Origin of the sequence: Lichenibacterium dinghuense (assembly GCF_021730615.1) — a bacterium.
Lineage (GTDB): Bacteria > Pseudomonadota > Alphaproteobacteria > Rhizobiales > Beijerinckiaceae > Lichenihabitans > Lichenihabitans dinghuensis.
Genome location: NZ_JAJLMN010000001.1, coordinates 5,793,409 through 5,813,160 on the forward strand (window position 1 = coordinate 5,793,409; position 19,752 = coordinate 5,813,160).

Here is a 19,752-nt window from a genome sequence, read left to right on the forward strand (position 1 = left end):
TCGGATCAACCTGCCTCTTGCAGCACACGGTAGACCTGCATCCGCGAGCACCCGACCTCGCGGGCGATGACGGCCGGCCCGTTGCCGGCGGCGTGCAGCGTTCGGATGCGCTCGCGGTCAAGGCGGCGCTTGCCACCGGTGTACGCGCCCTCGCTCTTTGCCCGAGCGATGCCCTCGCGCTGGCGCTCCTTGATGAAGCGCCGTTCCATCTGGGCGACCATGCCGAGGACGGTCAGAACAAGGTGGCCCATCTCGCCGCGCGTCGAGACATGCGGGTCGAGGACGGTGACGAAGGCGCCCCGCTGCTCGGCCTCGTGGATCAGGTTGAGCACGTCGCGGGTATCGCGGCCGAGCCGGTCGAGGCGGGTGACCACGAGTTCGTCGCCGGGGCGCAGGAACTCCAGCACGGTCGCCAGCTCGGTCCGGCCGTCGCGGCTGCCGCCCGAGACCTTCTCCGAGCGGGTCACCCCGCAGCCTTCGGCTTTCAGCTTCGCGAGCTGACCATCGAGATCCTGGTCGAGCGTGCTGACGCGGGCGTAACCGATGCGGGCCATTTTTGCTTTTTCACCTCAGGGTGTAGGCCCGAGGTGTCGCACGTCACAAATAGGCGATGTCAACCCAGAGGTGACGTCGAGAATGTAACATGCATGGTGTCACGCCGGGGTATACCCCGATGTGCCCGTCGACCCTTGCCGGCTTCGTGCGAAGTTCCAACGTTTCTAGTTTGCCATCTTGCAGACGGTCGAGTGTACTCGCAAACGTAAGCCTTGGTCCCGCCGTCGAGCCCCAGCGTGTTTGCAAGAATGTCACCAAAGCAACGTAACATGGTTCAATTCTATCTCCCTCGCCAGATTAGGGCACCATGTAACGCAAGGGCGACACCTTGAGTTTGCCAACGCGATGGTCTTCACATCAGATTATTTTTACGCCTCGGCATGAAGCTTGCCTACCCCCCTCGCGATGTTGCCACCGCGAACGTAAGTTTGGCGGACATCGGTAGGACTACCTATCGACGTCGTCGAACACGGAGCGCGTTGTGGCGCCCGGAGGAGGAGTCGGAGCCTCTTCTTTCTCCTGCGTAACGATGTGCGTCCAATCCACATCGTCTTCTGAGCTCGACTTTACGCATTTCAGGCAGCGCGGCACAGTGTGTCGATCCACCGGTCGAGGAGGTCGGGGTGAATTTTGACGGGGTCTCGGCTGGGCGGGGACGTTGATGAAATCTGCGGCCACCATAACGCGCGGCGGACGTCGGCGAGCGCGTCGCTGAAGGTTGGCAGGCGTTTGTCGTACCAAGCTGCGGTCTGTGGGCGGATCGGTCCGGCCCGGGTGTGCAGCTCGTGTGCCCAGAGCGTGACGAGGGAGTACAAGGCGAGCAAGGCAGGTGTGGTGCGCAGGATGGCCTTGTCGGACCATTGGCGCTGGGTCTCGACGCCGAGGTGCCGGCGGACCTCCTGGAAGGTGGTCTCGATGCGCCAGCGCATGACGAACCGCGTGAGGATCGCCTCGGCGGTGAGGTCGGCGTCGGTGCACAGGAACGCCTGCGCGTCACGGGTGCCGGACGGATCGCGCACCAGCACCCAGCGGATCGGCTGGGGCGGCAGGCCGGCCTTGGACCAGAGCGCCGTGGCCGAGGTGTATTCGAGCCTGCAGGTTTGGCCGCCGTACCATTCGGTCAGCGTCACCTTTGTCCAGACGGTGGCCGGGTCGCGCAGCACGGCATCGAGCTTGGGCACTCGCTTTCCTTTCAGGGCGGGGCGGCCGCGCCGGCCTGGAACGCGCGCGGGGGCGGGTTCGAACAGGTTGGCGTCGAGGCGCAACCGCGTGATCAGGGTGACGTGGCGGCGCACGGCGGCGATGAGGTCGAGCGCGGCGAAGCTGCTGTCGGCCACCACGGTGACGCGGCGGCTCCCCAGCCAGCGACTGCTCTGCAGGATGGCCTGACGCGCCCAGTCGGTCAGGGTCTTGTGGCGCTGGCGATGCGCCTGGCTCCAGCGCTCCGAGGGGGCCAGCACGGTGAGAAAGGGCAGCGCCCAGCGCCGGCCCGCGAAGGGGACCGGGAGCATGACGGCCAGCACGAGCCAGCGCAGGCCGCTGGTCTTGACGAAATGGCCTTTGGACGAACGGACGGGGTCACGATAGATGCCGCGCGCCGCGATCTTCGGCCCCCATCGTCGCTCCACGGTGTCGTCGATGCCGATGATCACCTCGCCGTCCGGCGACAGCACGGCGACGAGGTGCCCGAGCAGCCTGCGCGCCACGTCGCGCGCATCCCACCGCGCCCGGCTCAGGACGTCGTGGTATCGACCGAAGCCGGGTTTTCCGGCCAGTCCCATCACGCGCAGGGCTTGCGTCACGGTTCGTCCGCCGGGCGACAACACCGCACCGGCCACCAGCACGAGGACTCGGGTCCAGACTGGTGCAGTGAAGCACGGGCGCAGTACGGTCAGCCATGTCGACAAGATCGCTGGCACAGCGGAAAGGTCGGAAGGGGGGCGTTGGCGATGGGGTCTCATCCCGGCCGTAGAATCGCATCGCCGTTGTTCAGCAAGCCCTGCATCCAGCCCATCAGAGCGCAAACGGTCCGTGACGGGACCAGTCCCTCGGAATATCCTGCGCCGCCATGGACGACGACGTCATCATGCGCATCGCGCAGTTTCGAAGCCCGCGTGGTTCTCTCGTGGCCGAGCGGCGCAACCGGGGCTACACGCTCTACGATGCGCGGTCGGGCACACCCGTCGCCCGCCTGCGACCGGCAAAACCCGACGGCCACTTCGAAGTTCTATACTGGTCCCTGTGGAAGGAGCGCTGGTCCTCGACCGGCCCCTTCGGCAGCACTATCCTCGCCCTCGACGACGCCCTCACCTGCATCGCAGCCGAGGACATCTTCTGGGTCAGCACCTGATGCGCCTCCAAAAATGCGGAAAGTCGAGCTGAGCTCGACTTTACGCATTTCAGGCAGCGCGGCACAGTGTGTCGATCCACCGGTCGAGGAGGTCGGGGTGAATTTTGACGGGGTCTCGGCTGGGCGGGGACGTTGATGAAATCTGCGGCCACCATAACGCGCGGCGGACGTCGGCGAGCGCGTCGCTGAAGGTTGGCAGGCGTTTGTCGTACCAAGCTGCGGTCTGTGGGCGGATCGGTCCGGCCCGGGTGTGCAGCTCGTGTGCCCAGAGCGTGACGAGGGAGTACAAGGCGAGCAAGGCAGGTGTGGTGCGCAGGATGGCCTTGTCGGACCATTGGCGCTGGGTCTCGACGCCGAGGTGCCGGCGGACCTCCTGGAAGGTGGTCTCGATGCGCCAGCGCATGACGAACCGCGTGAGGATCGCCTCGGCGGTGAGGTCGGCGTCGGTGCACAGGAACGCCTGCGCGTCACGGGTGCCGGACGGATCGCGCACCAGCACCCAGCGGATCGGCTGGGGCGGCAGGCCGGCCTTGGACCAGAGCGCCGTGGCCGAGGTGTATTCGAGCCTGCAGGTTTGGCCGCCGTACCATTCGGTCAGCGTCACCTTTGTCCAGACGGTGGCCGGGTCGCGCAGCACGGCATCGAGCTTGGGCACTCGCTTTCCTTTCAGGGCGGGGCGGCCGCGCCGGCCTGGAACGCGCGCGGGGGCGGGTTCGAACAGGTTGGCGTCGAGGCGCAACCGCGTGATCAGGGTGACGTGGCGGCGCACGGCGGCGATGAGGTCGAGCGCGGCGAAGCTGCTGTCGGCCACCACGGTGACGCGGCGGCTCCCCAGCCAGCGACTGCTCTGCAGGATGGCCTGACGCGCCCAGTCGGTCAGGGTCTTGTGGCGCTGGCGATGCGCCTCGCTCCAGCGCTCCGAGGGGGCCAGCACGGTGAGAAAGGGCAGCGCCCAGCGCCGGCCCGCGAAGGGGACCGGGAGCATGACGGCCAGCACGAGCCAGCGCAGGCCGCTGGTCTTGACGAAATGGCCTTTGGACGAACGGACGGGGTCACGATAGATGCCGCGCGCCGCGATCTTCGGCCCCCATCGTCGCTCCACGGTGTCGTCGATGCCGATGATCACCTCGCCGTCCGGCGACAGCACGGCGACGAGGTGCCCGAGCAGCCTGCGCGCCACGTCGCGCGCATCCCACCGCGCCCGGCTCAGGACGTCGTGGTATCGACCGAAGCCGGGTTTTCCGGCCAGTCCCATCACGCGCAGGGCTTGCGTCACGGTTCGTCCGCCGGGCGACAACACCGCACCGGCCACCAGCACGAGGACTCGGGTCCAGACTGGTGCAGTGAAGCACGGGCGCAGTACGGTCAGCCATGTCGACAAGATCGCTGGCACAGCGGAAAGGTCGGAAGGGGGGCGTTGGCGATGGGGTCTCATCCCGGCCGTAGAATCGCATCGCCGTTGTTCAGCAAGCCCTGCATCCAGCCCATCAGAGCGCAAACGGTCCGTGACGGGACCAGTCCCTCGGAATATCCTGCGCCGCCATGGACGACGACGTCATCATGCGCATCGCGCAGTTTCGAAGCCCGCGTGGTTCTCTCGTGGCCGAGCGGCGCAACCGGGGCTACACGCTCTACGATGCGCGGTCGGGCACACCCGTCGCCCGCCTGCGACCGGCAAAACCCGACGGCCACTTCGAAGTTCTATACTGGTCCCTGTGGAAGGAGCGCTGGTCCTCGACCGGCCCCTTCGGCAGCACTATCCTCGCCCTCGACGACGCCCTCACCTGCATCGCAGCCGAGGACATCTTCTGGGTCAGCACCTGATGCGCCTCCAAAAATGCGGAAAGTCGAGCTGAGCCTTCCTCCTTCTCGCGCTTGCGCTCTTCCAGTTTCCTGATCGACCGCTTCACCTGATCGCGCGCGTCGTCGATCAGGGCTATGGCGTCCACGTCGACACCGATCGCCTCGACGCGATCGAGCACGCCAAGGAGCTTTTTGAAGTGGCTGTCTGGCTCCTCGTCCAAGTCAGCCTCATCGACAATCTCGTCGATCCGCTTTTCGAGCTGAGGCAGCACAGTTGTTCGAAGTGCCAACCCCATACCAACCAATTGTAGCGGAGACATAAGTGCTAACATCTCTGGCTCGTCGAAAATGGAGGCGTCAAGATTCGTGAGAAGGGCGGACTCTAAAATGTCTGCCGCCGCGGAACGAAGATCCTCGGGCAAGATGCTGAGGTGATGTGCACGTGCGTAGGCAGCGATCCGGGGATCGTTGCCGGCAGAGTCGGTTTGCCAGCACGACCGTCGAAGCAAGTCCGGAGATTGCTCGACCGCTTTGATGAAAACGGGCTCGCTTGCCCGAAAAGACAAAAAGTGGAAGAGCATCCAATTGCGATGCATTTCGTCCGGGGTGCGGCCGAGCCGCGCGACCAGAGCATCGTCAAGCGTCCCTGGGACGACGAGGGCGTCTCGAATGAGCGGCGATCCCTCACATGTGAAGCTGTTGAGAATCGTGTCGACCGTTGCGCCGCGTATGAGCGCCGCCATCATATGCGGCTTCTGACGGAGGATTTCCGTCAGCGCGTCGGAGATCGTTGGATGGGCGAAGGTCCACTTTGATCCGGAGAGCTTCAGGAACGAGCCCTTCAGCTCAGCAAAGCGGTCCTGGATCTTCGTGAGAGGGAAACCGGTCAGCTCCGCCACGGTCTGAGCTGCCAGCATGTCGTGGCCGCTTGGATCGAAACCGGCTTGATGAACGTAAACTAGCATTAGCGCGGCTTGTAATTGGTCATCTAGGGCATTGATCGTATCGATCAGATGCTCCGTCGGCTCTTTCATGAAGCGCACGAGTGAGCTTTCCCACGGCGCCAGCCCCTTGGTGAAATTAGGATCCCCAAGACGCTCTGCAATCCCAGGAAGAAAGTCCTGAACCGCGGCGACAGCAGGCAGGTGTGGTTTGACGTTGGATCTCCAGCTTTGGCTCTGCTCGCCGAAGTTGATATGGTTGTAAAGGATCTGTGCCTTTTCCTCTATGGTCAGGTCGCCAACGTCGACGACAGCGCTGCCGTCAACAAATTGGGCAAGATTGCGCTGTCCGAGCCGACGCCGTGCCGCTTCATAGATGTGCTTGCGGGAGGTCAATAGGAAGCGGTTGCCGTGCTTGATTGCGGCCCGCAGTTTGGAAAATGACGAGGCCCAGTCCTGCACATAGTCGTTGCGTAGAACGTTTGAACCGAAGGCGTCGTCGATCCAGAAAAAGCGACCTGGATCGTTCGGATTCCAGCCGGCCTCGAAGTCACGGGGGCTGGTCAAAGCAAGAACGGTGTTGTCCGGGTTTTCCGAAGCAATTGTCGAGACGATCGCGCCGATTGCTGATTTCCCGCTTGAGGGGTTGCCTAATAGTAGCACGACGCCGTGTTTGGAAATGGCGTTGACGGCGTCGCGATGGGCTTTGGTGGGCACGTATGTACGGAGCTTTGGAATCCAACTATCCAGTAGGGCTCGGCTTTGCTCGCTCAGCCGCTCGTCCACAATCGAGGTGAGGTCTCCCAGACCGTAGACCTGTGGAACGAGCGCCCGCAGCCGTGCGCTGATTCTGATGACCCGGACGATATAATGGCGACCAAAAATGTGCGGCTTGCGGACGCCAAGCGCCAGAAGCTTAGATCGCATCGCCGCGGCGACAGGCGCATCTACGCTCATGTTCGTCATAAAGACATAGGTATTCGCCTGACCGGCTTTGACAAGTTCCTCGACATTCCCAAGCTCGGCAGCGAGATCGCCAAGTCTCAAAGCCCTTGTGGCATCGGACGTATGCTTGCACTGGATCGTGCCGATAGCCGGTGCCTCAGTTCCCGAGGGGATGAGAAAGACCGCGTCCTGGCCACCGTCCTGTGCTTCACGGAAAATTTCTACGGGCCGGCCGAGCACAACCTCGGATATCTGCGAACAAAGATCCTGAAACGCACGCCAACCAATGGTGTGGAGCGCCAGATCGCTCCAGGGGCCTTGCGCTCGACGTTTATGCGGCGGCGGAAGCTCGATTTGCGCACTCTCGGCCGTCATGCAGTGACGACACCACGCAAAACGCCGACTGGCATCGGATTGATCTCCTGGTCGATGACTACGCTCGTGACGCCCAGTGGTCCAAGGTCGATGTCAAGACGCCGGCCTCCCTCCGTCGAAGTGCTCACCAAGCGCCGGCATAGCAGATCGGCCAGGGCAGGGTCTTCAACGGCGCAGATTATCTGGCGCCCGTCTAAGCGCAGAGCGGCTAGCACTTCGACCAAGTGAAGAGCCCTGAAGTCGTCGATGTGCTGAACGGGGTCGTCGAGTAGAAGCGACCTGAGCGGTGTCCACGCCCGCGCAAGATGGACGGAGAGAAGGAAGGCGAGACCGGCGGCGCGACGCTGACCGCTGCTAAAGACGAATTGCGGATTCAGCCCGTCGCCCACCTTGAGGCTTAGGAAACGTCGGACATCACCGCGGATGCTGTAGTCGATCGTCCGCCAGTTGGCGTGCGGTCGCAAGCGTTGGTAAAGTTCATTAAGAAGAGGACTGATTTGAGCGAGGCGCTCATCTACTATCTCAGCACCTACCCGTTTGACAGAGCGCTCGATTTCACGAGCCGCTGTTACAGCATTTTGCGACTGGCTGACAGCCTGCGCCAACTTCTCGATGTCGCCTCGCAGCGCCGATATGTTGCTCTCGATCGACGACATCCGCGAGACCGCTTGCGAGGTCTCCAGCACGAGGAGCGCTCGCTCGAGGTCTATCAACCGGTCCCGTTCTGGAGAAATCGCCCGCTCCAGTGCGTCAGGATCTTGGATAAAGCGAGGATCGAGGCTCCATTGATCGTAGAAATTTAAATGCGCCGCTTCCTGATTGCGCAAGCGCCCGAGTTCGTCTGCATGTTCTTGGATCGCGGCGGTTGCTATCTGCAACTTGAGGCTGGCTTGTCGTGCGTTCTGTTTCGCGGAGGCGAGAGCATCACGAGCGGCCTGAACGCCCGAGGCCAGCGATGTAATGCGTCGACGCGCGACGGCCAGACCGGCGGCGAACTCGTCTGATGTCCGATGGGCTGCGCATAGCGGGCAATGGTCGTCGCGCAGCCCGAGGCGCTCCCCGTGTTCGACGAGAAGACTAAGCGACGCCGCCATCGCGTCCATCTCTTCTTCCCGCAAGAGAATTTGTTCGGCTTCAAAGAAGACCTTTTGTGCGGCCTCATGCTCGCGCTGCGCGGTTTCGTGCGCTGCCGATGCGGCCTCGCGATTCGCCATCGCCTCTGGCGCGTTGTAGAGAGCCTGCGCCGCTGCGACCTCTCGACCGAGTTGAAGCGCTTCACCCATTCTACCCAATCTGGCCCGTCTGTTTGCGAGCGCGGATCGACCAGCAGCCAGTCGTGCCGTCAGCTCAATGGGCGCATCTGGCGCTGCGGCGGCGATCACCTGAATGGCTCCGGACACATCCCCGGATCGACTGAGCACGGCTTGCGTCTCGGACTGCTGCGTTAGCCTGTCGGCCAATCGCGTGCGGGCAGCCTCATAGGCGTCTTCGTCCCTCGTGTGCGCGGCTTCGGCGGCGGTAACGACTTCCTTGGCTCTGCTGCCGGCTTCCGAACCTTCCAATGCACCGAGCGCCGAGCGCACGAGCGCGAATCGTTCCGTTTCGGTTAGATCCAGGCTGAGCGCGGCGATCCATTCGTCGCGGATAATCGACGTGCGGGTGAGCTGCCGAAGCGCGTTGTCTGGCGCAGGTCCACGGCAAAGCGCGGCGTGAATCTCCTCCGGTGAGCGATCAGAGCCGCGTTCCCGCGTCCGCGTGATGGTGAATGGATTTCCGCTGTCGTCTTCGAAAGAGGCTGACACATAGTGAGAGTTGGGAACACCTTCTCCTCGCCACCAAAGGTAATCGCTTAGGCTCTCTTTCGCTGCCTTCTCGACGGCGTACTTGTCGATGGAGCCTGTGATCGCGAACTCGACCGCATCGCACAGCGTACTCTTGCCTACACCGTTGCGACCGGTAATGACGGTGAAGCCCCGTCCGAAATTGATCCGGACGAGATCTCTGAAGCCACGAAAGCCACATACTTCGATGAAGGCGAGCCTCATGAGGTCGCTCTCAGGATGCGAGCAATTTCGGCTGGCGTGGTCTCACTGAGAAACGCAGTCACGGCATCTGGAGAAATATCCTTCAGCCTGATGCGCAGTCTCGTTTCGAAATTAGACGCGCCGAGTAGCGGCTTGGAGCGTATCGACAGCAGCGGCAGCAGCGCGTTCTCAAGGTCGTCAGGTGTGTTAATGGAGGACCTCGCGATCTTGCGGGTCAAGGAGAAATTCTCTTCGATGCGCTCGATCTCGCGCCCTCGGCGCGCATCCTGATCCGGGGTCAGAAAGACTGAATAGACGTTCCATGCCTTCGCTCCGGCGCCGCGTAATGAAGCGGCATGTCGAGCGAGCGCGATTTGCTGGTTGTCCTTCCATGCGCCTAGGAGAGTGTCCGCGTTGTCGAAGACGTGGACGAAACCCATCAACGCCGAGTTCTCGAAGCAGGTCACCGCGCCGGCCGAGCCATTCCACGTCCAGGTTTCATACTGTGCGTCGCGAAGAAGGATCTCAGCTTGGGTGAGGATGTCCATCAGATGCTCAACGCAGCTCTTGCCCCAGATAGGTCGTACCATTCACCTATTGGGTCTGGGCGAATGACGTCACCGGAGCGTCCGCTTCGTACGACATTGTCCGGCAGGCCCAAGTCGGTCGCGCCTACCGCGACAACGATGTCGGACTGCATCGCGGCAGGCGGCTCGACGAACTTTCCACGCAGCGTTCCGAGAATGGATTGCGCCCCGTTGAGAACTCGGATTCTACGGCCGTTCAGATCATAACCATCGGCGCGTTGGACGGCCCCAGCTCGACGGAGTAGCAAGTGGAAGAAACCGAGAGCTTCTGGATTCTCTGGGCGCAGGAGCTTAGCTGGCTCTACCGCTGAGACGCCTTCGGCATCCCGTCTCAGACCATAAAGGGCCTCGCTGTCAAAATTCCCGATGTCTAGCCAAGCCGGAACACAGCGGGCTCCAGTAGCTTGCTCGAAAACGGCTCGTCCGGCGTCCAGCACCTGACGCAGGTAGTTCGAAGAGAAGGCTCGACGAAGCTCGTCGAGAGCTGCAGCTCCTGACTCTTGCACATGTTCGAACGTCACGTTGTGTGCGTGCGCAATCTCCCAGAGTTGCGGAGCTTTCTGCTCAAGCACGTTTGCCGGTGAGAGGTCGATGACAGTCACGGACAGCGGCTGCACGTCGCTCAACGCTTCGCCGATCACAGCGTTGAGGTATTCCCAGTCCGACCAGAAGCCGACGACGAGCAAGTCTTTCTGCCGAAGGTTGGCAGCCATCCAGATTTTGCTTCTTGCAATGCGCTCCGAGATGGTCGGGTCATTGAGCTGTGAAGGTGCCCAGACCGTGGCTTGTCGATCACGGTGGGAGCAGCCATGGAATTTCAACAAGGGCGCCTGACGGACAGTATCAGCGGTGGCTTCGTCGCCGTCAAGTGAGCCGCGGAAGTCCGCGCCGTAGTCCCAAGCGCGTCGCTCGATCAGCGTGTCGAAGTTGCCCGATATGCCGGCAACGGCGGCGTGGGTGATAAGAAAATCTGCGATCGCGGCATGCCCCATATTCGAAGGCCGCGTGAAAGCGGGCCAGGGAACAAGATGTTCGATGAAGATCGATTGCAGAGTGTTAAGTCCCGCAAAGTGCTCGGCGAGTGCCTCGAGATTTTCTCGCAGGCCGAGATCGCAGTTCGGGTCGGATTCGAGACGGTATTTGTCAAAGCATCGCTCGGCAACGGCACGGGCGGACGGCAGGCTGCTGGGCGGCGCCATCGAGAGTCCGGCGCCGCAGACCACCAGAAGGCGGCCGGCGTTCATCGAGGCGAGCAGTCGAGTGATGGTCTCAGGAGCCAAGCAAGCCTCCGCCGAGAAGCGGCTCGCCGACCTGCCGTTGAGCGGTGTGTGTCAGGCTTGCCATGACAATTCTCCTACTCTCCGACTACGACCGGTCTGGGGGAAGCGAGAATCGCTTGCTGGATGCAGAAAGCCGTTTCGACCCTTCGAACGACCCTAGTTCGCCATAGACACTCCCTCCACGCAACGCATAAAAATCGGCCACTCGCTTGTTGACTCAGCGGTATCGAGTGTGGCTGGCGTTCGCGTGGTGTGGCCGTGCACAAGCCCCACCTCACACTCAGCAAGAGGTAGTCGCCGCGTAGCGGGACGACGGCCGGCTCCGCTCCAGCCACAATCAGGCGCCCCCTAGCGTTAGCCATTCACCGAGTTTCGACCACCGACGACGCTGCCCGCCGTTCCTGACCGCCATCGCGATGGCCTTCCGTTGACCGACGAGGATGACGAGCCGCTTGCCCCGCGTCACCCCCGTGTAGAGCAGGTTTCGCGCCAGCATGGCGTAGTGCTGGGTCATCACCGGGATGACGACCGCCGGGTACTCCGACCCCTGCGCCTTGTGGACCGTCGTCGCGTAGGCCAGGACCAAGGCGTCCAGCTCGCCGAAGCCGTAGACCACCTCGCGCCCGTCGAATGTCGCGACCAGCTCGTTCGCCTCCGCGTCGATCCGGGCAACGATGCCGAGGTCGCCGTTGTACACTTCTTTGTCGTAGTCGTTCTCGACCTGCATGACCTTGTCGCCCGGGCCGTAGATCCAGCCGAACCGCTCGACGCGGACCTCGCCGGGCGGGTTCAGCACGCGCTGCAGCTCGACGTTTAGCGAGCGGGCGCCGACCCCGCCGCGGTTCATGGGGCACAGCACCTGGACGTCCCGCACGGGGTCCAGGCCGAACGCGCGCGGGATCCGCTCGCGCACGACCGAGAGGACCTTCGCCATGGCGATTTCCGGTTCGGCCGCGTCGACGACGTAAAAGTCGCTCCGCTCGGCCCCGGCCGGCGTCGGCTCCGGCATCTTTCCCGCGTTGATCCGTTGGGCGTTGACAATGACCCGGCTCGTCGCCGCCTGCCGAAACACCTCCGTCAGGCGCACCACCGGCACGACGCCGGAACCAATCACGTCGGCGAGGACCTGCCCCGGCCCGACTGAGGGAAGCTGGTCGACGTCGCCGACGAGGAGCAGCCCCGCTCGGGGCGGGAGGGCGCGCAGGAGCGCCCGCATCAGCAGCACGTCGACCATGGATGTCTCGTCGACGACGAGGAGATCGCACCCGAGCGGATTCGCCTCGTCGCGCTTGAAGCCGCCATTCTTCGGGTCGGTCTCCAGGAGGCGATGGATCGTCTTGGCTTCGACGCCGGTCGACTCGGTCAGACGCTTGGCGGCGCGGCCCGTGGGGGCGCAGAGCGCGACGTTGACGCTCTTCGCCACGAGCATCTTCAGGATAGAGTTGACCAGGGTCGTCTTCCCGACCCCCGGGCCGCCGGTGATGACGAGGGCCTTGCTCGCCCCGGCGAGGCGGAGCGCTTCGCGTTGGCTCGGGGCCAGGGTGATCCCGGCGCGGCCCTCCAACCACGGCACGGCCTTCTCGGTATCGATCACGGGCCAGGGCGCCTCACCGGCCGCGAGGGACCGGAGCCGTTCGGCGATGTCGCGCTCGGCGTGGTACAGGCCGGCCAGGAACACGCACCGGCGTTCCCCGACCGTGTCGGCCACCACCGCGCCGTCGGCGAGTTCGAGGGCGAGGGCGGCGGTGAGCCGCTCGGCCGTGACGTCGAGGAGCTCGGCGCCGGTGCGGAGGAGGTCGCCCTCGGGAAGGCCGCAATGGCCTTCGTCCATGGCCTCGGCAAGGGCGTAGCTCACCCCCGCCCGGACCCGGACCATGGCGTCCTTGGCGATCCCGAGCCGCATCGCGACCTGATCCGCTGTCTTGAACCCGATGCCGCGGATGTCGCGCGCGAGCCGGTACGGGTTTTCGGTGATGGTCGCCACGGCCTCGGCGCCGTACGTCTTGTAGATCCGCACCGCCCGGCTTGTGCCCACGCCGTGGGCGTGCAGGAACAGCATGATCTCGCGCACGACCTTCTGCTCGGCCCAGCCCGCGGCGATGCGCTTCGCCCGGACGGGGCCGATGCCCTCGACCTCGCGCAGGCGGGACGGGTCGGCCTCGATCACGTCGAACACGGCCTCGCCGAAGGCATGGACGAGCCGCTTGGCGTAGGCCGGGCCGATGCCGCGGATCATGCCCGAGCCGAGATACTTCTCGATGCCGTCGAGCGTCGTCGGTGCGGTCGCCTTCAGAAAGTTGGCCCGGAACTGCAGGCCATGGGTGCGGTCATTCGTCCAGGTCCCAGCCGCCTGGACCCACTCGCCGGCCGCGATCATCGCCGCGTGCCCGATGACAGTGACGAGGTCGCGCTGTCCGCGGGCCTTGAGCCGCAGCACGCAAAAGCCGTTCTCCTCGTTGTGGAAGGTCACGCGCTCGACCAGCCCGGCGAGGTTCTCGGTCGGGGCAGAGGTCGCCTGAGGCGGGGCCGAGGTCATGCCACCCAGCCTCGCATGGGGGCCAGGGGCGGAAAAGGTCACAAGCTGGCCGGCGGCGGAGATGGGCTAAAGAGCATGCAGTGGTGAGCGCGCAACCTCCGCGTGGTCGTCGCCTTCGTCCAGGAAGGTCCAGTGACGACCGATACGGAATGTGGGCTGAAATGAGGGGCCGAGTGTTCGGCTAAAGCCGAAAACGAAGTTAAAACAATAACTTGAACGAGCTAAGTGGCGGAGAGGGAGGGATTCGAACCCCCGATGAGCTTACACCCATGCCGCATTTCGAGTGCGGTGCATTCGACCACTCTGCCACCTCTCCTGGTGCCGTTTTGTCGAGCGGTGGAGGGGTGATACCAGCGAAGTTTTCCTTGTGCAAGCCATTTGCTAACTCGGTAGTGTCTCAATTTAAATTTTCTGAGAGTCCGTCCGGGAAGTCAGGCTGCGCAACCTATGCGACGTAGCAGCATCATGACGGACGCAGCGTAGAGGAAGGCCTTTGCGGATGCGATTGTGGCCTCCGGATCCTTCCAGAGGCGTCGATTGCGGCTGATCCAGGCGAAGAAGCGCTCAACCACCCATCGCCGGGGGTGAACCACGAAGCCGACCTGCCCGGGTGGTTTGCGGACGATCTCGACGGCGATGAGCGTGGCGCTGTCCGGCTTGTCGCCGGCGTAGCCCGCGTCGGCGAAGGCCTTGGCGATGAAAGGATATGAACGGCGTGACTGCTTGAGCACCGGCACGGCCCCGTCGCGGTCCTGCACGTCGGCCGGCTGCGGGTCGAGCACCAGGGCGCGGCCGTCCGTGTCGACCAGGGCCGGCGCTTGCGACCCTTCACCTTCTTGCCCGCGTCGTAGCCCCGCGGACCGCCGCTCTCCGTGGTCTTCACGCTCTGGCTGTCGAGCACGGCCGCGGTGGGCGAAGCCTCTCGCCCGGCCCGCTCGCGATCCAGCATGACGAGATGGTGGTTGATGCCGGCGAACAGGCCCTCATCGCGCCACGCGCTGAAGTAGCCGTACACCGTGCTCTTCGGGGGCAGGTCCTTCGGCAACAGGCGCCAGGGAACGCCGCCCCGCAGCACATAGAAAATGCCGTTCACAATCTCCCGCAACGACCACAGCCGGGGCCGTCCGAGCGGGTTGCCGGGCGGCAACAGCGGTTCGATGACGGCCCATTCGGCGTCGGTCAGATCGGTTGAGTAGCGGAGTTCGGAGCGGCTATGCTGCTCGCGGGTGGCCGGGGTCCACATGGCGGTTCCAGATCAGGTTTCAGCACCCTCCTGGAATCATCTCAGCCCCGGCCACTCAACCCCACGTGCCCTTATCGGACGGACACTGAAGGCGAGATTTTTTCGGAGGCCGCCACCGAGGCGATCCGTCCCCATGCCTCTCGATAGGCGCCCAACCATCCGCGCTTGAACTCGTCCCATTCGAGGTGTTCGTAGCTGGGCAGGAAGCGGCGCATGATGTGATCGTTGTGAGGTTTGCCTCCCTTGCCTGACATCTTGAGCCATACCTGATGGCTTCGTGCCAAGACGTCGGCGACGATCGCGCTCGGGACGATCCAGCACCATCGCCGGTCGTCAAGGTCCGTTCCGAAATCCACAAAGGCGTAGAACAACAAGGGGCGACTCATTTTCTCAGAGCCTGTTTGACCTTTCTTTGATCGGTTTGCGTTGTCGTTTCTGGTGGAGGCGACGATGTGGACTGCCGAGGCTCGGGATCGCTACAAGGATGACGGTCGGCGCTATCCGAGCGATCTGACAGACAGCGAGTGGGCAACACTTGCGCCGATGATGGGCGTGTACAGGACGCTGACCGCTGACCTGCGCGAGATCGTCAACGCCTGCTTGTATCTGGAGAAGGCCGGCTGTCCATGGCGTTTTCTGCCCAGGGAGTTCGGTCCGTGGCAGACCGTGCGCTCCTGGCACGACCGCTTCCGCGCCGACGGCGTGTGGGCCGACATCGCGGCCGTGCTGACGCGCGCCGAGCGGGCTCGCCGCGGACGCGACCCCGAACCCGCGACGGCGATCATGGACTCGCAAAGCGTCGCGTCAGGGCCGCAGGCGGGAGAGCGCGGCGTGGACGGCAACAAAAAGGTGAAGGGCATCAAGCGTCACGTGCTGACCTGCTCGCTCGGCTTCGTGCTCGCCACGTCGGTGACGGCCGCCAACGTGCACGACACGGCCGCCGCGGCAGAGTTGCTGGACCGCGCCGCTGCCGAGGGCTGGACGCCTCGACGCGTCAAGGTCGACGGCATCTACAGCGGTGCCCGCATGGCGCAGGCCGCCGCACCTCACGGCATCGAGGTTCAGGTCTCTACGCGCGAGCGGGACGTGAAAGGCTTCAAGCCCTTGCCCGTGCGATGGCGCATCAAGGGCACCTTCGGCACCCTGACCAACCGCTATCATCGCCTCACGCGCAACCTGGAACAGAGCACCACGGCAGCCGAAGATGCCGTCAGCATCGCCAACTGCCACCGCCTGATCCGAGCCTATAACAGCTAAGACAGGTCAAACATGCTCTCATGCTTGGCCTTCATGCGCCAGCCGCCATCGGTCCCGATGTCCCGGCGCGCCTTCACCTGAACCGCAGCCAGTGCGATTCCCACGCTGTTTGAGAGCCTTCTCTGATTGGGGCTCTGGAGGTCAAGCGCTCCTGTCAGGTTTTTTGTCCCGTTCCCGCGGGTCACACGCTTCTCTTCGCGGTCGGCGTTTCGCCGCCGCATGATGGGGTCAGTCCGGCTCGGTCCCTCGATCTGTTTCACGACCTCGCGACGTCGCCGCGGGCTCAAGACTCTCAACGAGGTGGCCTTACCGATCGTCCCCACGGGAACGGTCCACATCACCCTTTCAGGTGAAGCTCGTGCGGGTGGCGGCCCGCGGTGTCCTCCGAGCGTCAGGCAACTACGGTGGCGGGCGCGGTGGTCGGCCCGGTGCCGAACCGAAAGTCGGTACCGTCGCTCCACATCCGGTGCAGGACCACGGCCAGCTTTCGGGCTACGGCAACGCGCGCCCGCGCCATGCCGCGATGCTTGGCGATCGTCATGCCCCAGGCCCGCAGGCTGGACCATTTCTGGCTGCGCACGAGCAACGCGTTAGCGGCCTCGTACAGGGCCGTTCGCGCCAGTTCGTCGCCGCATCGGCTGATCTTGCCCTGAATGTCGGTCTCGCCCGACTGGTAGCGCGAGGGCGTCAGGCCGAGATGGGCACCGACGTCGCGCGAATGGCCGAACCGATCGGGTCGGTCGATCGTGGCGCGAAACGCCAGGGCGGTGATCGGGCCGACGCCGGGTGCGCTCATCAGCCGCCGACAGATCTTTTCCTCGCGCACGATCTTCAGCACCTGTTTTGTCAATCGGGCGAGCTGCTGGATCATCGTCGACAGTACAGTGAGCAACGGCTCCACCATTGCCAGCAACGCTGTGTCGTCCGAGCAGAGTTCGCGCACACGCTTGTCGAAGGCCGCCCGGCTCGGCGTGCCGACCTTCAGCCCGGCTTCCCGAAGCATGGCCCGAACGACGTTCTCGATCGACCGCATCTCGTTCAGCACCGTGCGGCGTGCGACCAGCAGCGAGCGCCACAGCCGGCACTGCTGCGACTTGACGTGCACCTGCCGGAACCAGCCGGTGCGCATGATCTGCGCCAGGGCACGCGCGTCGTTGCGGTCGGTCTTGTTGGGCATGGTCTTCATGGCGGCGTTGGCCTGCCGTGTCTCGATGCAGACCGCCGCCAGCCCCGCCGCGCGCAGGCCCTCGTGCAGCCAAGCCGTCAACGAGCAGGCTTCGAGGCCGATCCGCTCGATCGGCAGCTTCAAGCCCTGCAGGGCCGCAACCAGCGGCCCTGGCGCGCTCGCGGCGCGCAGCTCCTTCACGATCCGACCCGCGTCATCGACCACGCAGATCGCGGTCTCTTCCAGGGACACGTCCAGTCCGGCATAGTACGTCATGGTTGCTCCTGTCGCGATGCTTGTGGCCGCTCGACACGGACCACGTTGAACCATCCGGGCAGGAGCAGCCACCGTTGGGCCTGGGCTGGAGCCCCAATCACCCCATCTGTTTGACCTTTCTTTGATCGGTTTGCGTTGTCGTTTCTGGTGGAGGCGACGATGTGGACTGCCGAGGCTCGGGATCGCTACAAGGATGACGGTCGGCGCTATTCGAGAGATCTGACAGACAGCGAGTGGGCAACACTTGCGCCGATGATGGGCGTGTACAGGACGCTGACCGCTGACCTGCGCGAGATCGTCAACGCCTGCTTGTATCTGGAGAAGGCCGGCTGTCCATGGCGTTTTCTGCCCAGGGAGTTCGGTCCGTGGCAGACCGTGCGCTCCTGGCACGACCGCTTCCGCGCCGACGGCGTGTGGGCCGACATCGCAGCCGTGCTGACGCGCGCCGAGCGGGCTCGCCGCGGACGCGACCCCGAACCCGCGACGGCGATCATGGACTCGCAAAGCGTCGCGTCAGGGCCGCAGGCGGGAGAGCGCGGCGTGGACGGCAACAAAAAGGTGAAGGGCATCAAGCGTCACGTGCTGACCTGCTCGCTCGGCTTCGTGCTCGCCACGTCGGTGACGGCCGCCAACGTGCACGACACGGCCGCCGCGGCAGAGTTGCTGGACCGCGCCGCTGCCGAGGGCTGGACGCCTCGACGCGTCAAGGTCGACGGCATCTACAGCGGTGCCCGCATGGCGCAGGCCGCCGCACCTCACGGCATCGAGGTTCAGGTCTCTACGCGCGAGCGGGACGTGAAAGGCTTCAAGCCCTTGCCCGTGCGATGGCGCATCGAGGGCACCTTCGGCACCCTGACCAACCGCTATCATCGCCTCACGCGCAACCTGGAACAGAGCACCACGGCAGCCGAAGATGCCGTCAGCATCGCCAACCGCCACCGCCTGATCCGAGCCTATAACAGCTAAGACAGGTCAAACAGATGGGGTGATTGGGGCTCCAGCCCAGGCCCAACGGTGGCTGCTCCTGCCCGGATGGTTCAACGTGGTCCGTGTCGAGCGGCCACAAGCATCGCGACAGGAGCAACCATGACGTACTATGCCGGACTGGACGTGTCCCTGGAAGAGACCGCGATCTGCGTGGTCGATGACGCGGGTCGGATCGTGAAGGAGCTGCGCGCCGCGAGCGCGCCAGGGCCGCTGGTTGCGGCCCTGCAGGGCTTGAAGCTGCCGATCGAGCGGATCGGCCTCGAAGCCTGCTCGTTGACGGCTTGGCTGCACGAGGGCCTGCGCGCGGCGGGGCTGGCGGCGGTCTGCATCGAGACACGGCAGGCCAACGCCGCCATGAAGACCATGCCCAACAAGACCGACCGCAACGACGCGCGTGCCCTGGCGCAGATCATGCGCACCGGCTGGTTCCGGCAGGTGCACGTCAAGTCGCAGCAGTGCCGGCTGTGGCGCTCGCTGCTGGTCGCACGCCGCACGGTGCTGAACGAGATGCGGTCGATCGAGAACGTCGTTCGGGCCATGCTTCGGGAAGCCGGGCTGAAGGTCGGCACGCCGAGCCGGGCGGCCTTCGACAAGCGTGTGCGCGAACTCTGCTCGGACGACACAGCGTTGCTGGCAATGGTGGAGCCGTTGCTCACTGTACTGTCGACGATGATCCAGCAGCTCGCCCGATTGACAAAACAGGTGCTGAAGATCGTGCGCGAGGAAAAGATCTGTCGGCGGCTGATGAGCGCACCCGGCGTCGGCCCGATCACCGCCCTGGCGTTTCGCGCCACGATCGACCGACCCGATCGGTTCGGCCATTCGCGCGACGTCGGTGCCCATCTCGGCCTGACGCCCTCGCGCTACCAGTCGGGCGAGACCGACATTCAGGGCAAGATCAGCCGATGCGGCGACGAACTGGCGCGAACGGCCCTGTACGAGGCCGCTAACGCGTTGCTCGTGCGCAGCCAGAAATGGTCCAGCCTGCGGGCCTGGGGCATGACGATCGCCAAGCATCGCGGCATGGCGCGGGCGCGCGTTGCCGTAGCCCGAAAGCTGGCCGTGGTCCTGCACCGGATGTGGAGCGACGGTACCGACTTTCGGTTCGGCACCGGGCCGACCACCGCGCCCGCCACCGTAGTTGCCTGACGCTCGGAGGACACCGCGGGCCGCCACCCGCACGAGCTTCACCTGAAAGGGTGATGTGGACCGTTCCCGTGGGGACGATCGGTAAGGCCACCTCGTTGAGAGTCTTGAGCCCGCGGCGACGTCGCGAGGTCGTGAAACAGATCGAGGGACCGAGCCGGACTGACCCCATCATGCGGCGGCGAAACGCCGACCGCGAAGAGAAGCGTGTGACCCGCGGGAACGGGACAAAAAACCTGACAGGAGCGCTTGACCTCCAGAGCCCCAATCAGAGAAGGCTCT

At 64.3% G+C, this 19,752-nt stretch carries 16 protein-coding genes and 1 tRNA gene; 4 read left to right on the forward strand and 13 right to left on the reverse strand.

Translation table 11 applies throughout. From position 1 onward, the window contains the following. Positions 1-5 precede the first annotated feature (5 nt). Entirely contained in the window at positions 6-554 is a 549-nt protein-coding gene (locus tag L7N97_RS27820; protein ID WP_237481885.1) for a recombinase family protein, read from the reverse strand. A 576-nt stretch (positions 555-1,130) separates the two neighbouring features. Further along, positions 1,131-2,516: an IS701 family transposase gene (locus L7N97_RS27825; protein ID WP_237478510.1), complete on the reverse strand. Its 1,386-nt coding sequence runs from the start codon at positions 2,514-2,516 to the stop codon at positions 1,131-1,133. Between the two features lie 107 nt (positions 2,517-2,623). On the opposite strand from L7N97_RS27825, the gene L7N97_RS27830 reads away from it, so the two are divergent. After that, a complete protein-coding gene (locus L7N97_RS27830) occupies positions 2,624-2,905 on the forward strand; it encodes a hypothetical protein (RefSeq protein ID WP_237478198.1) in 282 nt (93 codons plus the stop codon). Between the two features lie 49 nt (positions 2,906-2,954). Here the strand turns inward: L7N97_RS27830 and L7N97_RS27835 are convergent, their stop codons facing one another. The 9 genes from L7N97_RS27835 to L7N97_RS27875 form a co-directional block, all read right to left on the reverse strand. Next, positions 2,955-4,340, reverse strand: coding sequence for an IS701 family transposase (locus L7N97_RS27835; protein WP_237479882.1), 1,386 nt, complete (start codon positions 4,338-4,340; stop codon positions 2,955-2,957). A 196-nt stretch (positions 4,341-4,536) separates the two neighbouring features. Further along, positions 4,537-6,969: an nSTAND3 domain-containing NTPase gene (locus L7N97_RS27840; protein ID WP_237481887.1), complete on the reverse strand. Its 2,433-nt coding sequence runs from the start codon at positions 6,967-6,969 to the stop codon at positions 4,537-4,539. Further along, a complete protein-coding gene (locus tag L7N97_RS27845) occupies positions 6,966-9,014 on the reverse strand; it encodes an AAA family ATPase (protein ID WP_237481889.1) in 2,049 nt (682 codons plus the stop codon). The genes L7N97_RS27840 and L7N97_RS27845 overlap by 4 nt, the downstream gene beginning before the upstream one ends. Continuing rightward, on the reverse strand, positions 9,011-9,541 hold the full coding sequence (locus L7N97_RS27850) for a hypothetical protein (RefSeq protein WP_237481891.1): 531 nt from the start codon (positions 9,539-9,541) through the stop codon (positions 9,011-9,013). The genes L7N97_RS27845 and L7N97_RS27850 overlap by 4 nt, the downstream gene beginning before the upstream one ends. Next, positions 9,541-10,860 carry an SIR2 family protein gene (locus L7N97_RS27855; RefSeq protein WP_237481893.1) on the reverse strand — a complete coding sequence of 440 codons (1,320 nt, stop codon included), beginning with the start codon at positions 10,858-10,860 and terminating at the stop codon, positions 9,541-9,543. The genes L7N97_RS27850 and L7N97_RS27855 overlap by 1 nt, the downstream gene beginning before the upstream one ends. A 337-nt stretch (positions 10,861-11,197) precedes the next feature. Then, positions 11,198-13,396: an SF1B family DNA helicase RecD2 gene (gene recD2, locus L7N97_RS27860; protein WP_237481895.1), complete on the reverse strand. Its 2,199-nt coding sequence runs from the start codon at positions 13,394-13,396 to the stop codon at positions 11,198-11,200. A 226-nt stretch (positions 13,397-13,622) separates the two neighbouring features. After that, positions 13,623-13,712: transfer RNA gene (locus L7N97_RS27865), tRNA-Ser, on the reverse strand. A 115-nt stretch (positions 13,713-13,827) separates the two neighbouring features. After that, positions 13,828-14,639, reverse strand: a protein-coding gene (locus L7N97_RS27870) for an IS5 family transposase (protein WP_428980972.1) whose coding sequence is annotated in 2 segments (ribosomal slippage) — positions 13,828-14,207 and positions 14,207-14,639 — 813 coding nt in all. Because the reading frame shifts where the segments join, the coding sequence is not laid out codon by codon here. Positions 14,640-14,710: 71 nt separating this feature from the next. Further along, positions 14,711-15,013: a hypothetical protein gene (locus L7N97_RS27875; protein ID WP_237481897.1), complete on the reverse strand. Its 303-nt coding sequence runs from the start codon at positions 15,011-15,013 to the stop codon at positions 14,711-14,713. 76 nt (positions 15,014-15,089) lie between these two features. On the opposite strand from L7N97_RS27875, the gene L7N97_RS27880 reads away from it, so the two are divergent. Continuing rightward, positions 15,090-15,896, forward strand: coding sequence for an IS5 family transposase (locus L7N97_RS27880; RefSeq protein WP_237481899.1), 807 nt, complete (start codon positions 15,090-15,092; stop codon positions 15,894-15,896). Here L7N97_RS27880 and L7N97_RS27885 read toward each other — a convergent pair. Together L7N97_RS27885 and L7N97_RS27890 are read right to left on the reverse strand one after the other, a co-directional pair. Beyond that, complete coding sequence (locus tag L7N97_RS27885; protein ID WP_237481901.1) at positions 15,893-16,234, reverse strand: hypothetical protein; 342 nt, start codon at positions 16,232-16,234, stop codon at positions 15,893-15,895. The genes L7N97_RS27880 and L7N97_RS27885 overlap by 4 nt on opposite strands. A 53-nt stretch (positions 16,235-16,287) precedes the next feature. Then, on the reverse strand, positions 16,288-17,337 hold the full coding sequence (locus tag L7N97_RS27890) for an IS110 family RNA-guided transposase (protein ID WP_237477084.1): 1,050 nt from the start codon (positions 17,335-17,337) through the stop codon (positions 16,288-16,290). Positions 17,338-17,496: 159 nt separating this feature from the next. Here L7N97_RS27890 and L7N97_RS27895 point away from each other — a divergent pair, with 159 nt between their 5' ends. Together L7N97_RS27895 and L7N97_RS27900 are read left to right on the forward strand one after the other, a co-directional pair. Further along, positions 17,497-18,303 (forward strand): IS5 family transposase, encoded by an 807-nt coding sequence (locus L7N97_RS27895; protein ID WP_237481808.1) that lies wholly within the window; start codon positions 17,497-17,499, stop codon positions 18,301-18,303. Positions 18,304-18,423: 120 nt separating this feature from the next. After that, a complete protein-coding gene (locus L7N97_RS27900) occupies positions 18,424-19,473 on the forward strand; it encodes an IS110 family RNA-guided transposase (protein WP_237477084.1) in 1,050 nt (349 codons plus the stop codon). Positions 19,474-19,752: the final 279 nt, after the last annotated feature.

Coding starts and splice junctions, on each gene's coding strand:
- L7N97_RS27850 (WP_237481891.1), bottom strand. CDS start 9,541: ATGGACATCCTCACCCAAGCTGAGATCCTTCTTCGCGACGCACAGTAT.
- recD2 (WP_237481895.1), bottom strand. CDS start 13,396: ATGACCTCGGCCCCGCCTCAGGCGACCTCTGCCCCGACCGAGAACCTC.
- L7N97_RS27890 (WP_237477084.1), bottom strand. CDS start 17,337: ATGACGTACTATGCCGGACTGGACGTGTCCCTGGAAGAGACCGCGATC.
- L7N97_RS27900 (WP_237477084.1), top strand. CDS start 18,424: ATGACGTACTATGCCGGACTGGACGTGTCCCTGGAAGAGACCGCGATC.
- L7N97_RS27885 (WP_237481901.1), bottom strand. CDS start 16,234: ATGTGGACCGTTCCCGTGGGGACGATCGGTAAGGCCACCTCGTTGAGA.
- L7N97_RS27830 (WP_237478198.1), top strand. CDS start 2,624: ATGGACGACGACGTCATCATGCGCATCGCGCAGTTTCGAAGCCCGCGT.
- L7N97_RS27845 (WP_237481889.1), bottom strand. CDS start 9,014: ATGAGGCTCGCCTTCATCGAAGTATGTGGCTTTCGTGGCTTCAGAGAT.
- L7N97_RS27820 (WP_237481885.1), bottom strand. CDS start 554: ATGGCCCGCATCGGTTACGCCCGCGTCAGCACGCTCGACCAGGATCTC.
- L7N97_RS27835 (WP_237479882.1), bottom strand. CDS start 4,340: ATGAGACCCCATCGCCAACGCCCCCCTTCCGACCTTTCCGCTGTGCCA.
- L7N97_RS27825 (WP_237478510.1), bottom strand. CDS start 2,516: ATGAGACCCCATCGCCAACGCCCCCCTTCCGACCTTTCCGCTGTGCCA.
- L7N97_RS27895 (WP_237481808.1), top strand. CDS start 17,497: ATGTGGACTGCCGAGGCTCGGGATCGCTACAAGGATGACGGTCGGCGC.
- L7N97_RS27840 (WP_237481887.1), bottom strand. CDS start 6,969: ATGACGGCCGAGAGTGCGCAAATCGAGCTTCCGCCGCCGCATAAACGT.
- L7N97_RS27880 (WP_237481899.1), top strand. CDS start 15,090: ATGTGGACTGCCGAGGCTCGGGATCGCTACAAGGATGACGGTCGGCGC.